This window comes from Lysinibacillus parviboronicapiens (genome assembly GCF_003049575.1).
Lineage (GTDB): Bacteria > Bacillota > Bacilli > Bacillales_A > Planococcaceae > Lysinibacillus > Lysinibacillus parviboronicapiens.
The window spans coordinates 1-15001 of sequence record NZ_PYWI01000029.1; the positions used below are offsets into that span (position 1 = coordinate 1).

Below are 15001 nucleotides of genomic sequence, written 5' to 3' on the forward strand. Positions count from 1 at the left end.
AGGCACGCCGCCAGCGTTCGTCCTGAGCCAGGATCAAACTCTCCATAAAAGAAATTTGATTAGCTCAAATTGTTTTGCTGGCATCAATTTTGATGTCCAAAATTTTGTTTCGTTCACTAACTGAAAGATAGTTACTAAAAACGTTATTGATTACGTTTTGCTTGTTCAGTTTTCAAGGTTCATGTTGTTTCGTTTAGTGCGTCACCTCTTGGCGACTCACTTATAATATCAAGTTTCTAAAACTATGTCAACACTTTCTCTAAAAAAATTAAAATGTTTTTTAAATATCTTTGTTTAATAGAAAATAAGGCAATCTAAATTATAACTGATTGCCTTATCGCAATTGTCAATCTGTAATGATCCGCGAAATATAGAAAGTCCGATTTTTCGCTAAATCAAAGATTTCCCCTGTATTACTTAATTTAATAAGAGGCCTTGTTGGAGCGAATTTGTTGACGAACATTACTTCACCACGTTCTAAATTAGAAAGTTCCACAATTGTACCGATAGGTAAATCTGCAACCAGATCAATAAGCGCCTGCACTACTTTAATATCAAACTTTCCAAATTCAGATTCATTAACCATCTCAATCACTTTAAATGAAGATTGCTTAGATCGATATACGCGTTCACATGTCATTGCATGAAATACATCTGCAACGGCAATTATCTGTGCAAAGATTGATATATTGGCGATTTTTTCACCCTTAGGGTAACCGCTCCCGTTTAAACGCTCATGGTGCTGGAAGATAGCTTCTTTCATCGTATCCTTTAAAATCGTTAAATCCTTCACCATATTATAACTATATAGAGGGTGCTTATAAATTTCATCGAATTCTTGCTCAGTTAAGGTCGTTTTCTTATCGCGAATACGTGGATGGATTTTAGCCATACCACAATCTGCTAATAAACCTCCAATTGCTACTTGAATCGTAAGCCCTCTATCATAGCCTAATTTTTGTGCAATAACAGAAGAAATTAACGCTGTAGCTATACAATGATGATATAAATAGTCTTTAGGATTGGAATACTCATTTAAATCAAAAATAATTGTACGATCTTCTAAAACCATCTCTAGTAATGGCAAAATAATTGTACGTGCTTTCGCAATATCTACCTTTGCACCAGCTTCCCAATTTTTAAATTCCCTTTTAAATTGCTCAACAGAATTATTGTACACTCTTCTAAATGTTGGAACAGCTTCTAGTGGAATAGCCACTTCTAGTTCTTCTTCATTCGACTGCCCATCTTTCATGCCATCTTTATATACAGGGACTCTTGAAATATTAAATGCACTAAAGACTTGTAGATGTTCATGGGAAATTATTGTGTTTTTAAAAATTATTGGATATTGTGTATTTGCAAAAATATCTTCAGATATTACTTTACCCAAGCGTAACTCTGAAATTGGGACATGTATAGTTTCCATGAAATTAACACCTCTTCACTATTTCACTTGCTTAACATTAAGGTTTATTTCATTTTATCATGGAATTCAAAATAATTACTTATTTTTCATGATTTATAATAAAAAACCGATGATTGACAAACTATTATTGTCATCATCGGCCTTATTATTATTCTTCTATTTGTTCTTCATCTTCAGAAGAGTCGTCCTCTTCTTCTTTTTCGACTTTCGCAACGGTTGCAACAAGTTCCTCATCTCCTAAACGGATTAAACGAACGCCTTGTGTGCTACGACCAATTAACGAGATATCATTTACATCCATACGAATCAGCATACCATTGATTGTAATCAGCATTAAATCTTCTGAGCCATCAACAGTTTTTACAGCTACCATAGGACCGTTTTTATCAGTAATTTGAATTGTTTTTAAACCTACGCCACCTCGACTTTGTAAACGATATTCTTCTTCAGAAGTTCGTTTACCGTAACCCTTCTCGGTAACAACTAAAATTTCTTCCCCAGCCTCAACAATTTCCATTCCAACTACTTCGTCACCATCACGTAGTTTAATACCACGTACACCGCCTGCTGTACGACCCATTGAACGAATATCATCTTCTTGGAAACGAACAAGCATTCCATCACGCGTACCAATAATTACTTGCTTAGAGCCATCTGTTAAACGAACCGCAATTAAATCGTCATCTTCACGCAAGCTAATTGCTATTAAACCGTTTGTACGGATGTTCGCAAATTGAGATACTGGTGTGCGTTTAGTAATACCTGTTTTCGTTGTAAAGATAAAGTAAGCATCCTCATCAAATGAACCAACACGGATCATTGCAGTTACCTTTTCATCTTTTTCAATATTGAGTAAGTTAACAATTGGTAAGCCCTTTGCTGTACGACCATATTCAGGAATCTCGTAACCTTTTGCTCGGAATACTTTACCCTTTGATGTGAAGAATAAAATTGTATCGTGTGTAGATGTATTCATCAGGTGCTCTACGAAATCATCTTCGTTTGTACCCATACCTTGAACACCACGACCACCACGTTTTTGACTGCGATATGTATTCGCAGCTAAACGCTTAATATAACCATTGTGAGTTAAAGTAACTACCGAATTTTCGACTGGAATTAAATCCTCGTCTTCAATCATTTCCAAACCACCAGATGTAATTTCTGTGCGACGTGTATCATTGAAACGTTCTTTTACTTCTAATATTTCGGTACGAATGATTTCAACAATTTTGGCTTCATCTGCTAAGATTGCTTTTAATTCAGCAATTAACACTTGTAGCTCTTGATATTCGGCTTCTATTTTTTCACGCTCTAATCCACTTAAACGAACTAATCGCATATCTAAAATTGCTTGTGCTTGACGTTCAGATAAATTAAATCGTTCCATTAATTGTGGCTTCGCTTCATCACCACTGCGAGAACCGCGAATAATTGCAATTATTTCATCAATATGATCAAGAGCAATGCGTAAGCCCTCTAAAATATGTGCACGGTCTTCTGCTTTCTTTAAATCAAATTCTGTACGACGACGGATAATGACTTTTTGATGCTCAAGATAATGATACAGCATCTCTTTTAAGCCCATTACTTTTGGTTGACCATTCACTAGAGACAACATATTAATGCCGAAGCTTGATTGCATTGCTGTTTGTTTATATAAATTGTTTAATACAACATTGGCATTAGCATCTTTACGCACTTCAATGACCACACGCATTCCTCGGCGGTCTGATTCATCCCGTAAGTTTGTAATGCCATCTATTTTTTTATCACGTACAAGCTCTGCAATCTTTTCAATGAGCTTAGCTTTGTTTACTTGATAAGGTAATTCGTGAATAAGAATTGTTTCCTTACCATTCGCTTTTTGTTCAATTTCTACCTTTGCACGAATAATAATTGAACCGCGCCCAGTATCATAGGCACGACGAATGCCACTTCGGCCTAAAATTAAACCGCCTGTAGGGAAATCAGGTCCTGGGATAATCTCCATAAGCTCTTCTGTTGTAATGGCAGGATTCTCAGAAAGTGCAAGTACTGCATCAATTGTTTCGCCAAGTTGATGAGGTGGAATATTCGTCGCCATACCAACGGCAATCCCCGCGGCACCATTTACTAATAAGTTTGGATAACGACTTGGTAGAACAACTGGTTCTTTTTCAGAGCCATCGTAGTTATCAGTATAGTCAATTGTATTTTTATTAATATCACGTAGCATTTCCATTGCAATACGTGACATACGTGATTCTGTGTAACGCATCGCTGCAGCACCATCGCCATCGACAGATCCAAAGTTACCATGACCATCAACAAGCATATATCGGTAACTAAAATCTTGCGCCATACGTACCATTGCATCATAAATTGATGAGTCACCATGTGGGTGATACTTACCCATTACATCCCCGACAATACGTGCTGATTTTTTGTACGCTTTATCTGCTGTATTTCCTAACTCTTGCATGCCATATAAAATACGACGATGTACTGGTTTTAATCCATCACGCACATCTGGTAGTGCACGTGATACGATTACACTCATCGCATAATCGAGAAAAGATGTTTCGATTTCTTCTGTTATATTAATTCCTTTAACACCAGAGCGTTCTTGTTCTGACAAAGTGTAGACCTCCCCTCACAAAAAATTAAATATCTAAATTCTTTACATATACGGCATTTTCTTCGATAAATTGACGACGAGGTTCAACTTCATCACCCATTAGACGTTCAAATGCTTGGTTTGCTTTGATTGCGTCATCTAATTCCACTTGTAGCAATGTGCGGTACTCGGGATCCATCGTTGTTTCCCAAAGTTGTTCCGCATTCATTTCTCCAAGACCTTTGTAGCGCTGTACATTTGGTTTCGGCATTTTTGGTAGACGTTCTAAGATCTCTCTTAATGTCTCATCATCATAACAATATTCAATATGCTTGCCTTGTTTTACTTGATAAAGTGGTGGTTGTGCAATATAAATATAACCCGCCTCGATTAGTGGTCTTAAAAAACGGAAGAAGAATGTTAAGAGTAATGTACGAATATGCGCACCATCAACATCGGCATCGGTCATAATAATAATTTTATGATAACGTGTCTTCTCTAAATTAAATTCCTCACCAATACCTGTGCCGAATGCGGTAATCATTGCTCGTATTTCTGCATTCGATAAAATTTTATCTAAACGTGCTTTTTCAACGTTAAGGATTTTACCTCGTAACGGCAAAATTGCTTGGAAGTGACGGTCACGACCGGATTTTGCAGAACCACCGGCAGAATCACCCTCAACAATATAAATTTCACAGTCAGCTGGATTTGTAGAAGAACAGTCAGCTAATTTACCTGGTAAACTCGATACTTCAAGAGCAGATTTACGACGTGTAAATTCGCGGGCTTTTTTCGCCGCAACCCTTGCTCGAGCAGCCATTAAACCTTTTTCAACAACTTTACGAGCTACAGTTGGATTTTCTAACATGAATCGCTCAAAACCATCTGAGAATAAAGCATTAGTAATTTGACTTACTTCAGAGTTACCTAGCTTTGTTTTCGTTTGTCCTTCAAATTGTGGATCAGGATGCTTAACAGAAACAATAGCCGTTAAACCTTCACGAACATCCTCACCCGTTAGGTTTGTATCTGCCTCTTTTAATAAACCATTTTTACGTGCGTAATCATTGATAACACGTGTTAGAGCTGTTTTAAAGCCGGACTCATGTGTACCACCTTCATACGTATTAATGTTATTAGCAAATGAAAAGATATTGGATGAGAATCCAGCATTATATTGCATCGCAATTTCAACTGAAATACCATCTTTTTCACCAAGAACATCAATCGGTTCATGGATTGGTTCTTTAGATTGATTCAAGTGCTCTACATAAGAACGGATACCACCTTCATAATGATATGTAGTAAAACGTTTTTCTTCTTCACGTTCATCTGCAATTGTAATGCTGATTCCTCGGTTTAAATAAGCTAATTCGCGAATACGATGTGCTAAAATATCGAATTCGTAAACTGTTGTTTCTTTGAATATTTCAGGATCGGCTTTGAAGCGTGTAGTTGTACCATTACGGTCAGTATCCCCAATAACAGTTAGAGCCTGAACAGTTTTCCCACGTTCAAATTTAATCTCATGGATATGTCCCTCACGATGAACTTGAACAATAGTCTCAATTGAAAGTGCATTTACTACAGACGCCCCTACACCATGAAGCCCTCCAGATACTTTATATCCTCCACCGCCGAATTTACCCCCGGCATGTAGTACTGTCATAATAACTTCGACAGCAGGTTTTCCCATTTTCTCTTGAATACTAACTGGGATTCCTCGTCCATTATCTTCTACGCGAATCCAGTTCTCCTTTTCAATCGTTACTGTAATATCTGTACAGAACCCTGCAAGTGCCTCATCTATACTGTTATCAACGATTTCCCATACTAGATGGTGAAGCCCTTTGGAGCTTGTTGAACCGATATACATCCCTGGTCTTTTACGAACCGCTTCTAAACCTTCTAATACCTGTATCTGATCGGCTTCATAAGCTTGATCTTGTAAACCTTCGTTTTCTATAGCCACGGCTTTCATCTACTCCTTCATAACATCATTGTGTGTAAATGAATGAACAGTCAACCGAGCTGACTATTACCATTCTTTTATAATCTAAAAAACTCCCCGGCTAACTTTCCTCAATCGCACCTTGTTTCACGTGGAACAGTTGTGCATGTTCCATCGTCTCATGATGAATTCCATCAACACTTGTAGTAGTAACAAAGGTCTGGACTTCACCTTGAATGGTATTTAATAAATGCGATTGGCGATAATCATCGAGTTCCGACAATACATCGTCTAAAAGTAGAATGGGTGTTTCATTTGTTTCTTGTTTAATTAGTTCAATTTCAGCGAGCTTTAACGATAACGCAGTTGTACGTTGTTGTCCCTGTGAGCCATATGTCTGCACATCATAGTTATTCACTAAAAACTGCAGATCATCTCGATGCGGACCAACCATAGTTACACCGCGATCAAATTCACGATCCTTTGCTTCTAGCAATTTTTTGTGCAAAAGATTTTCTACTTCACTAGGAGTGTGTTCTTTTTCAATACCAGCTACTGTGCGGTATTTAATAGCTAAAGTTTCCTTACCTTGTGAAATACCTGCGTGAATAGGTTCTGCCCACTCCTGTAATAAATCCATAAATTGAAATCTTTTACGAATAATTTGGGTAGCTGCATGAATATATTGCTCATTATAGACTTCATACATTACATCATCGATCATTACCTTGCCTTGGTTTATTTTCAAATAATGATTACGCTGCTTTAAAATTTTTTGAAAGGTTAATAAATCATGTAAATAGACCGGAGAAATCTGTCCAATCTCCATATCGATAAAACGTCGTCGTATTTGCGGACTCCCTTTTACAACATTTAAATCTTCGGGTGCAAACATAACCACATTCATTTGACCAATATAATGACTAAGGCGACTTTGCTCAATATGATTTATCTTACCTTTTTTACCCTTTTTCGTAATCGTAAGCTCAATTGGTAAAATACCGTGCCTTTTTTGAACGGCCCCTTCTATTTTACCATAGTCTGAATCCCAACGTATCAATTCTTTATCGTTCGTCGTACGATGTGATTTAGCCATCGCCAATACGTAGATGGATTCCATGACATTTGTTTTCCCTTGAGCATTTTCACCAATAAACACATTAATTTTTGGAGAGAAATTTAACGCTAAAGCATCATAGTTACGGTAATTTGTAAGTTTTAACTGCTCAATATGCATATTTTATTGTCCAGCGGGTCCAACGATACGAAATCGACCACATCCTGGTATATTTACGACGTCTCCATTACGCAATTTGCGACCACGGCGATCATCTACTTCGCCATTTACGTATACTTCATTTTCGTGTAAAAACCATTTAGCCATGCCACCTGAGCTAATAGCATCAGTCATTTTCAAAAGTTGTCCTAACGTCACAAACTCAACGTCAATTTCAATGTCTTTCATAGCTGTGTCACCCTCCAAATACAGAATATCTATCTCTCTATCATACCTAAAAATGCAGCATAAGTAAAAAAAGATAGCCGCAGTTAACGACTATCTCCTAAAGCATATCAAAATTATTCGTGGTAACTAACAGAAAAAAGTGAACATAAGAACTGCTCTTTTGTCAGGTACTTACTCATAAATAATTAGTAAGTACGCACTGGTAAAATTAACTGTAGAATTGCGTCATCATGTACAGAGCGTAGAATAAACGGTCTCATTGCCCCTGTAAATTGAATAACCACATCTTGGCCATCAATTGCTTTTAAAGCTTCCATCATGTATTTCGCACTAAAAGAAATCTTTAAGCTTTCCCCTTCTAATGCTTCTACAGGAATTTCCTCTTGTACTTTCCCAATTTCTGGTGAATTAGACGAAACTTCGACAGCTTGATTATCTAAAATGTCGAAGCGCACGACATTATTACGATCTCCGCGAGCTACAAGTGACGCACGATCGATTGCTTGTAATAATGCTTTACCATTAATCGTCACATTTGTTTGATATTCTTCTGGAATTAAACGTGTAGTATCTGGGTAGTTGCCTTCTAGTAAACGAGAGAAGAATAATACATCTCCCGTTTTAAATAATACTTGCTGGCTAGTAATAACAATTTGAACAAGGTTTGTAGAATCCTCTAAGACCTTGTTTAATTCATTTAAGCTTTTCCCAGGAATGACCACACTATGTTCAACTGCTGGTAAATTTTCTAGTTGTACTTTTCGTCTTGCTAGACGATGACTATCTGTTGCAACACACATTAATGCTTCATTTTTTATCTGCCAGTTTACACCTGTCAACACCGGTCTGCTTTCTGAAGTGGCTACTGCAAATACTGTTTCACGGATAATTGACTTTAATAAATCAGCCGGTATAGTAAATTTTTGATCTTCGGTTAATTCAGGTAGTAATGGATATTCTGCTGCATCTGAGCCAATTAAATGGAATTCAGATTTACCTGAACGAATATGTGTTTGGAAGCCAGCTGTTACTTGTATTTCAACATCATTAGTTGGTAACTTACGTACAATTTCATTGAACATACGAGCTTGTACAACAATAGAACCTGTTTCAGTTATCTGGATAATTTGTTGGCCATCTTCTTCTACTGGAATAAAAGTTTGGATGGTAATATCAGCGTCACTACCTGTTAAGCGGATACCTTCGTCTGTGACATCAATTTTAATCCCCGTTAAAATCGGAATAGTTGTTTTAGAACTTACAGCTTTCATGACATCATTTAAACCCTCTAATAAACGGTCACGTAAAATATCAAATTTCATTTGTTTTCCCTCACATATTTATATTATTTATTTATTAAATATAAAAAGATATAGTAATAGGCCCTGTGGATTTGTGGATAAGTGCTTTGAGATGAATAAAATCAGTCTATCCACATGTAGATAGACTGTGCATAACTTTGTGTTTAAATAATTGAATTGTCCACAGGATTATTTCCCTAGCATACTTCGTATTTGTTTAATATCTTGTTGGAGTTGAGCGTCATTTTTCAACATAGAAGATATTTTTTCGTGAGCATGGATAACTGTTGTATGATCACGACCTCCGAATTCTTCTCCAATTTTCGGCAACGAAAAATCTGTTAATTCGCGTGATAAAAACATCGCAATTTGACGTGGAAAGGCAATTAATTTCGTTCGTTTTTTTGCGACAAAATCTTCTAAACGAATACTAAAGTGCTCTCCTACTGCATTTTGAATGTCTAAAATGGAGACAGTTCGTGGTTTAGCATTAGGAATTATATCTTTCAACGCTTCAGCAGCTAATGTCGCATTAATATCCTTGTTAACAAGCGATGAGTACGCCACGACACGAATAAGCGCACCCTCAAGCTCCCGAATATTGGAGTCAATCTGGTTCGCAATATAGAGCATTACTTCGTTTGGAACATCTAGACCATCTGCTTTAGCCTTTTTCCGTAGAATAGCAATACGAGTTTCTAAATCTGGTGGTGCAATATCTGTAATTAATCCCCATTCAAATCGTGAGCGTAAACGATCCTCTAATGTGGGAATCTCTTTTGGTGGGCGGTCACTTGATATAACTATTTGTTTTGATTCTTCATGCAATGTGTTAAATGTATGGAAAAATTCTTCTTGCGTAGATTCTTTTCCAGCTAGGAATTGAATATCATCAATTAGTAGCACATCTACATTGCGATATTTGTTGCGAAAATCGAGTGCTTTATTATCACGAATAGAGTTAATGAATTCATTTGTAAACTTTTCCGATGATAAGTATACAACTTTTGCATTTGGATTATGTTCCAACACATAGTGGCCAATTGCATGCATTAAATGCGTTTTACCAAGTCCTACTCCCCCATATATAAAGAAAGGGTTATAGGCCTTAGCGGGTGCTTCAGCAACAGCTAAAGAAGCAGCATGTGCAAAGCGGTTACCAGAGCCTATGACAAACGTATCAAATGTATATTTCGGGTTTAACATACCTGGTGAAATATCGTGATGATCGTTATTTTTTGCTTGGATAATAGGCGCTGGTAAGTCAAAATCGTCCGAATCCTGGTTTTTTTGAACAACAAATTTAATAAGCAAGTCTTCGCCTGTAAGCTCCGTTAATATACCTGTAATCAAATGAATATAATGATTTTCAAGCCAATCTCGAGCAAACGAATTTGGCGCGGCAATTGTCACTGTTGATCCACTACCATTGTATGAAAGTAGTTTAGTAGACTTTAGCCACGTTTCGAAGCTTGGTTTAGAAATTTTTTGTTCAACTTGAGCCAGGACATTATTCCATAATTCTTCTAAATGTTCCAAGCTGCTATTCTCCTTTACAGTTCAATACATATACAGCAATAAAAAAATATAGTGCATTTATGTGTTAAGTAAATACGTTCATTTTACGACTAGTCCACAAAATCACAAGCTGTGGATAAAACTTAACCAAAGGCTGTGATAAAAATTATCCACAGCATATCAACAGTTGTGGATAAAAGAATAGTTCGTTTCAGTTTTCAACAAAGTGAAGCACAGTTATCGTATCAGAAAAACAAAGCTATTTCAATAGTTTGCGAAACTTATCCACACAACCTTTGTTTATGCACTTTTGAGTTGTCCACAAGCACTGCTTATGTGAAAAAGCTGTAGATAACACTTGTGGATAAAAAAACATGCAAAAAATACTATACACAAGTCTGTGTAAAAAAGACAAGTCTTCTGTGGATAATTAACATCAAGGAAAATAAGAATCAAGAATTAAAGTTATTTTTTTAAAATCAGCGATTCACTTTAATTGTTGAAAGAAATTTATGAAATACATTGACAAAATAGCTGATTACTATATATAATATGCAGGTCTGTATGTTGAAAAATTCAACTTTCATTCAGGAGGTGTCTATATACATGAAACGTACTTACCAACCAAAAAAGCGTAAGCACAGTAAAGTTCACGGTTTCCGCGCACGCATGAGCACGAAAAACGGCCGTAAAGTTCTTGCTGCTCGCCGTCGTAAAGGCAGAAAAGTTTTATCAGCATAAAATAAGTCCACTGAGCCACATCAGTGGTCTTTTTTTTCTTTATTTTTGGTAAACCTAAAAATAGAGATCGAAGGATATTATTTAGTAGCAGGTGAAAGTAATGAAAAAACGCCAAAGAGTGAAAAAGAATGAAGATTTTCAAAAGGTGTTTAAAAAGGGGAAGTCTTTCGCTAATCGTCAGTTTGTCGTTTACTTTTTACCAAAAGAGGGACAAACGGAGTTTCGTATAGGCTTATCAGTAAGTAAAAAGCTTGGTAATGCGGTAACACGCAACCAAATTAAGCGGTATATTCGACAAAGCATTCATGAAGTAAAAGATGAGCTCAAGCCGAATATGGACTATGTTATTATCGCCAGACATCCGGCGGCCACTATGGATTTTCATGAAGTGAAACAAAGTTTGCAGCATGTACTACGAATCGCTAAAGTTTTAAAAAAGGCATAGTACATTCGCAAATAAAGTGGCGACAAAGCGCACTTACGTATAAAGTTCCACTATAACGAATGTGAATTTAGTAACTTTCCTTACTGAATGGGCATATTAAGTTGGAACATTTAGTAGAGTGAAAGCTTATTTGCATGATAAAATAATTGTTAACTTTATTCAAAAGCGAGAGAATGTGTTGAGTAAAGAAGAAGGAAAGAAGAACGTAGATAGATTTAAGAAAATTGAATAGGTTTGTAGGGGGAAGACGGTTGAAAAAACAACTTTGGGTAATTTTGTCGCTAGTATCAGTAGCTCTGCTGCTATCTGGTTGTACAGAATTTAATGAGCCAATCTCCAAAGATAGTGAGGGCTTCTGGAATGAATTCATCGTTTGGCCGTTAGTTTCAGCGATTAAGTACTTTGCTGACTTACTCGGTACGTATGCATGGGGGATTATTGCAGTAACAATTATTATTCGTTTAGCTATTCTTCCATTAATGATTAAACAAACAAAGAGTTCTAAAAAAATGCAAGAACTTCAGCCAAAAATGAAGGAATTGCAAAAGAAGTACGCTTCTAAGGATGCACAAACACAGAAACAATACCAACAAGAAATGATGAAGCTAATGAGTGAATCAGGAGCCAATCCAATTGCTGGATGTTTACCTGCATTTATTCAAATGCCAATTCTAATTGGTTTCTATCATGCGATTAGTCGTATGAATGCTACATCTGCTTTTGATTTAGGAAACTTCTTTATGTTCCCACTAGCAGATCCAGCACCAATACTAGCAATTATTGCTGGTCTAATGCAATTTATCGTGTTACGTACGGGCCCAGCAATGGACAACCCTCAAATGAAAATGATGATGTACATTATGCCATTCATGATTATTGGTTTCGGTATGGCGTTACCAGCGGCATTATCATTGTACTGGGTAATCGGAAACATTATCTCGATTCTCCAAAACCTTTTTATTTACAAACCTTGGCAAAAGGATAAAACACAACCTGCTCAAAATGGAGGGGCTAAAAAGTGAAACAACTTACGCAAATAGGCGCAACAACACAAGAAGCGATCTCATTGGCGTTACAGAAACTTGGCAAAACCCGTGAACAAGTAGATGTTGAAGTTTTACAAGAAGGCAAAAAAGGATTTTTAGGTTTTGGTGCACGATCTGCTGAAGTTCGTGTGACAGTAAAAGAACAGCAAGTTCGACCAACTACTGAAACAGTAAAAGTAGTTGAGGAACTGCATACGGCTAAGGAACTAACAGCCGAAGCAACAGTAGTAGATGATGTTGAAACAGTAAGTTCACAAGTTTCTGAACAACCAATTGAAATCGAAGCTGTCCAGCAAGTCGTAGTAGAGGAAAGTGCAGAGGAAGAAGAGAACTCTGATAACCCAATTGAAGAAGCCAAAGCATATTTAGTAAATATTGCTAAACAATTGGACATTCAAGATCTTGAAATTGAAACAACACGTGAAGGTAAATATGTATTATTTCAGCTGAAAAGTGAAAAGGCAGCACTGCTTATTGGAAAACGAGGACAAACTTTAAATTCATTGCAGCAATTAACACAACTTGTGTTAAATAAAAGTGCGAAGCAGTTCTTAATGGTGAAATTAGACGTAGAAAACTACCGTGAGCGTCGCCAAGTAGCGCTAGAGCAATTGGCAGATCGTATGGCTGATAAGGCACTTCGTTCGAATCAACGTGTGGCATTCGAACCGATGCAGTCATATGAAAGAAAGATTATTCATAATCAATTGGCTAATCGCCTTGATATTGAAACATACTCAGAGGGAACAGAGCCGAATCGTTATCTAGTCATTGAACCTGTTAAGTAACGGTCAGGATTCCACCCACTAAAAAACGTACAGACAAAAGATAATAATCTAGGTCATTTTATCATGATGATAAAATGACCTTTTTTCTGTGGATAAGCGCTTTTTTTGCTAGCAACTGTTGAGTTCACAAGTGTCTAAACGCAAAAGATTTTGTCGATATTTGTTTAAACTACAGTGAAGCAATTTTTTTAACGTAATTGTTGTCCACAATTGGAAACCATCCTTACTTTAGTTTTTTTTTTAAATATGTTAGTCTAAGGTGTTAGAAAGTTTCGGTCGGTTATGTTTATCCACATGTGGATAACGTTAAGGAGGTAATGTAGATGGAGTTCGATACAATTGCTGCAATATCCACACCGATGGGTGAAGGTGCTATTGCAATTGTTCGCTTGAGTGGGGACGAAGCAATAGCAATTGCAGATAAGATATTCAAATCACCTGGTGGTCAAAGTTTAACAGCGAAAGCTTCACATACAATTCATTATGGGCACTTAGTAGAGCCAAAAACAAATGAGGTAGTAGAGGAAGTCATGCTATCGTTAATGCGAGGACCGAAAACATTTACGCGGGAAGACGTAATAGAAATCAATTGTCATGGCGGGCTTGTGTCTGTTAATCGCGTATTGAAACTAGTGTTAACAAATGGTGCAAGGCTGGCAGAGCCAGGTGAATTTACGAAAAGAGCGTTTTTAAATGGACGTATTGATTTATCACAGGCGGAAGCGGTAATGGATTTAATTCGTGCGAAGACGGATCGTGCCATGAATGTAGCTCTTGGCCAAATGGATGGGAAACTATCTCGTCTTATCGGTGATTTACGCCAAGCATTGCTAGAGACATTGGCGCAAGTAGAGGTTAATATAGATTATCCAGAGTATGATGATGTAGAAGAAATGACGGTACCTGTATTACTTGAAAAATGCACATGGGTACGAAATGAAATCATTCAACTGCTACAAACATCCTCTCAGGGCAAAATTTTACGAGAAGGCTTGTCGACAGTTATTTTAGGTCGCCCAAATGTCGGGAAATCTTCACTTTTGAATAGTTTAGTCCAAGAAAATAAAGCGATTGTGACAGATATTGCAGGGACAACTCGTGATATTATAGAAGAGTACGTGAATGTACGTGGTGTTCCACTTCGTTTAGTCGATACTGCTGGTATTCGAGAGACGGAAGATATTGTTGAGCGAATCGGTGTGGAACGTTCTCGTGAAGCGTTACGTGGCGCAGATTTAATTTTATTGGTATTAAACTACTCAGATGAATTAACGGTTGAGGATGAGCGTCTTTTCGAGACAATTGAGGCGATGGATTATATTGTCGTTGTAAATAAAACAGATTTACCGCAAAAAATCGATTTAGCTCGCGTTAAAGAGTTAGCCGGCAAGCATCGTATCGTGACTACCTCACTTTTACAAGAAGAAGGCGTCATAGAGCTCGAAGAAGCAATTGCGGCATTATTCTTTGAAGGGCAAATAGAAGCGGGAGATTTAACATATGTATCGAATGCACGTCATATTGCTTTACTTCACCAAGCACAAGCTACCGTAGAGGATGCACTAGCGGCTGCACAAGCTGGGGTACCAGTTGATATGGTGCAAATAGATGTAACAAGAACTTGGGAAATACTTGGTGAAATTATTGGCGATACGGTTCAAGAAAGCCTAATTAATCAGCTATTTTCACAATTTTGTTTAGGGAAATAATTCTAC

General features: G+C 37.1%; 12 protein-coding genes. 5 read left to right on the forward strand and 7 right to left on the reverse strand.

The features are described from left to right. Window positions 1–346: 346 nt before the first annotated feature. The 7 genes from C9J35_RS18830 to dnaA all read right to left on the reverse strand — a co-directional run bounded on the left by C9J35_RS18830 (window position 347) and on the right by dnaA (window position 10287). On the reverse strand, window positions 347–1429 hold the full coding sequence (locus C9J35_RS18830; RefSeq protein WP_054768483.1) for an HD-GYP domain-containing protein: 1083 nt from the start codon (window positions 1427–1429) through the stop codon (window positions 347–349). 148 nt (window positions 1430–1577) lie between these two features. Further along, window positions 1578–4049, reverse strand: a complete 2472-nt coding sequence (gene gyrA, locus C9J35_RS18835) for a DNA gyrase subunit A (protein ID WP_107925927.1) — start codon at window positions 4047–4049, stop codon at window positions 1578–1580. 25 nt (window positions 4050–4074) lie between these two features. Beyond that, entirely contained in the window at window positions 4075–6012 is a 1938-nt protein-coding gene (gene gyrB, locus C9J35_RS18840; protein ID WP_107925929.1) for a DNA topoisomerase (ATP-hydrolyzing) subunit B, read from the reverse strand. Window positions 6013–6103: 91 nt separating this feature from the next. Then, window positions 6104–7219, reverse strand: coding sequence for a DNA replication/repair protein RecF (gene recF / locus C9J35_RS18845; protein ID WP_107925931.1), 1116 nt, complete (start codon window positions 7217–7219; stop codon window positions 6104–6106). Between the two features lie 3 nt (window positions 7220–7222). Next, window positions 7223–7447: a S4 domain-containing protein YaaA gene (gene yaaA, locus C9J35_RS18850; protein ID WP_010860741.1), complete on the reverse strand. Its 225-nt coding sequence runs from the start codon at window positions 7445–7447 to the stop codon at window positions 7223–7225. 185 nt (window positions 7448–7632) lie between these two features. Then, complete coding sequence (gene dnaN, locus C9J35_RS18855; protein ID WP_107925933.1) at window positions 7633–8769, reverse strand: DNA polymerase III subunit beta; 1137 nt, start codon at window positions 8767–8769, stop codon at window positions 7633–7635. A 168-nt stretch (window positions 8770–8937) separates the two neighbouring features. Further along, window positions 8938–10287, reverse strand: coding sequence for a chromosomal replication initiator protein DnaA (dnaA, locus tag C9J35_RS18860; protein WP_107925935.1), 1350 nt, complete (start codon window positions 10285–10287; stop codon window positions 8938–8940). Between the two features lie 585 nt (window positions 10288–10872). On the opposite strand from dnaA, the gene rpmH reads away from it, so the two are divergent. The 5 genes from rpmH (at window position 10873) to mnmE (ending at window position 14995) form a co-directional block, all read left to right on the forward strand. Further along, window positions 10873–11007, forward strand: coding sequence for a 50S ribosomal protein L34 (rpmH, locus tag C9J35_RS18865; RefSeq protein ID WP_004233310.1), 135 nt, complete (start codon window positions 10873–10875; stop codon window positions 11005–11007). Between the two features lie 100 nt (window positions 11008–11107). Further along, the gene (gene rnpA / locus C9J35_RS18870) at window positions 11108–11452 is read left to right on the forward strand and encodes a ribonuclease P protein component (protein WP_107925937.1); all 345 of its coding nucleotides are present in this window, start codon (window positions 11108–11110) and stop codon (window positions 11450–11452) included. 251 nt (window positions 11453–11703) lie between these two features. Next, entirely contained in the window at window positions 11704–12474 is a 771-nt protein-coding gene (gene yidC, locus C9J35_RS18875; RefSeq protein WP_107925939.1) for a membrane protein insertase YidC, read from the forward strand. Beyond that, window positions 12471–13286 carry an RNA-binding cell elongation regulator Jag/EloR gene (jag, locus tag C9J35_RS18880; protein ID WP_107925941.1) on the forward strand — a complete coding sequence of 272 codons (816 nt, stop codon included), beginning with the start codon at window positions 12471–12473 and terminating at the stop codon, window positions 13284–13286. Before yidC ends, jag begins: the two co-directional genes overlap by 4 nt. Window positions 13287–13609: 323 nt before the next feature. Then, window positions 13610–14995: a tRNA uridine-5-carboxymethylaminomethyl(34) synthesis GTPase MnmE gene (gene mnmE, locus C9J35_RS18885; RefSeq protein WP_107925943.1), complete on the forward strand. Its 1386-nt coding sequence runs from the start codon at window positions 13610–13612 to the stop codon at window positions 14993–14995. Window positions 14996–15001 lie beyond the last annotated feature (6 nt).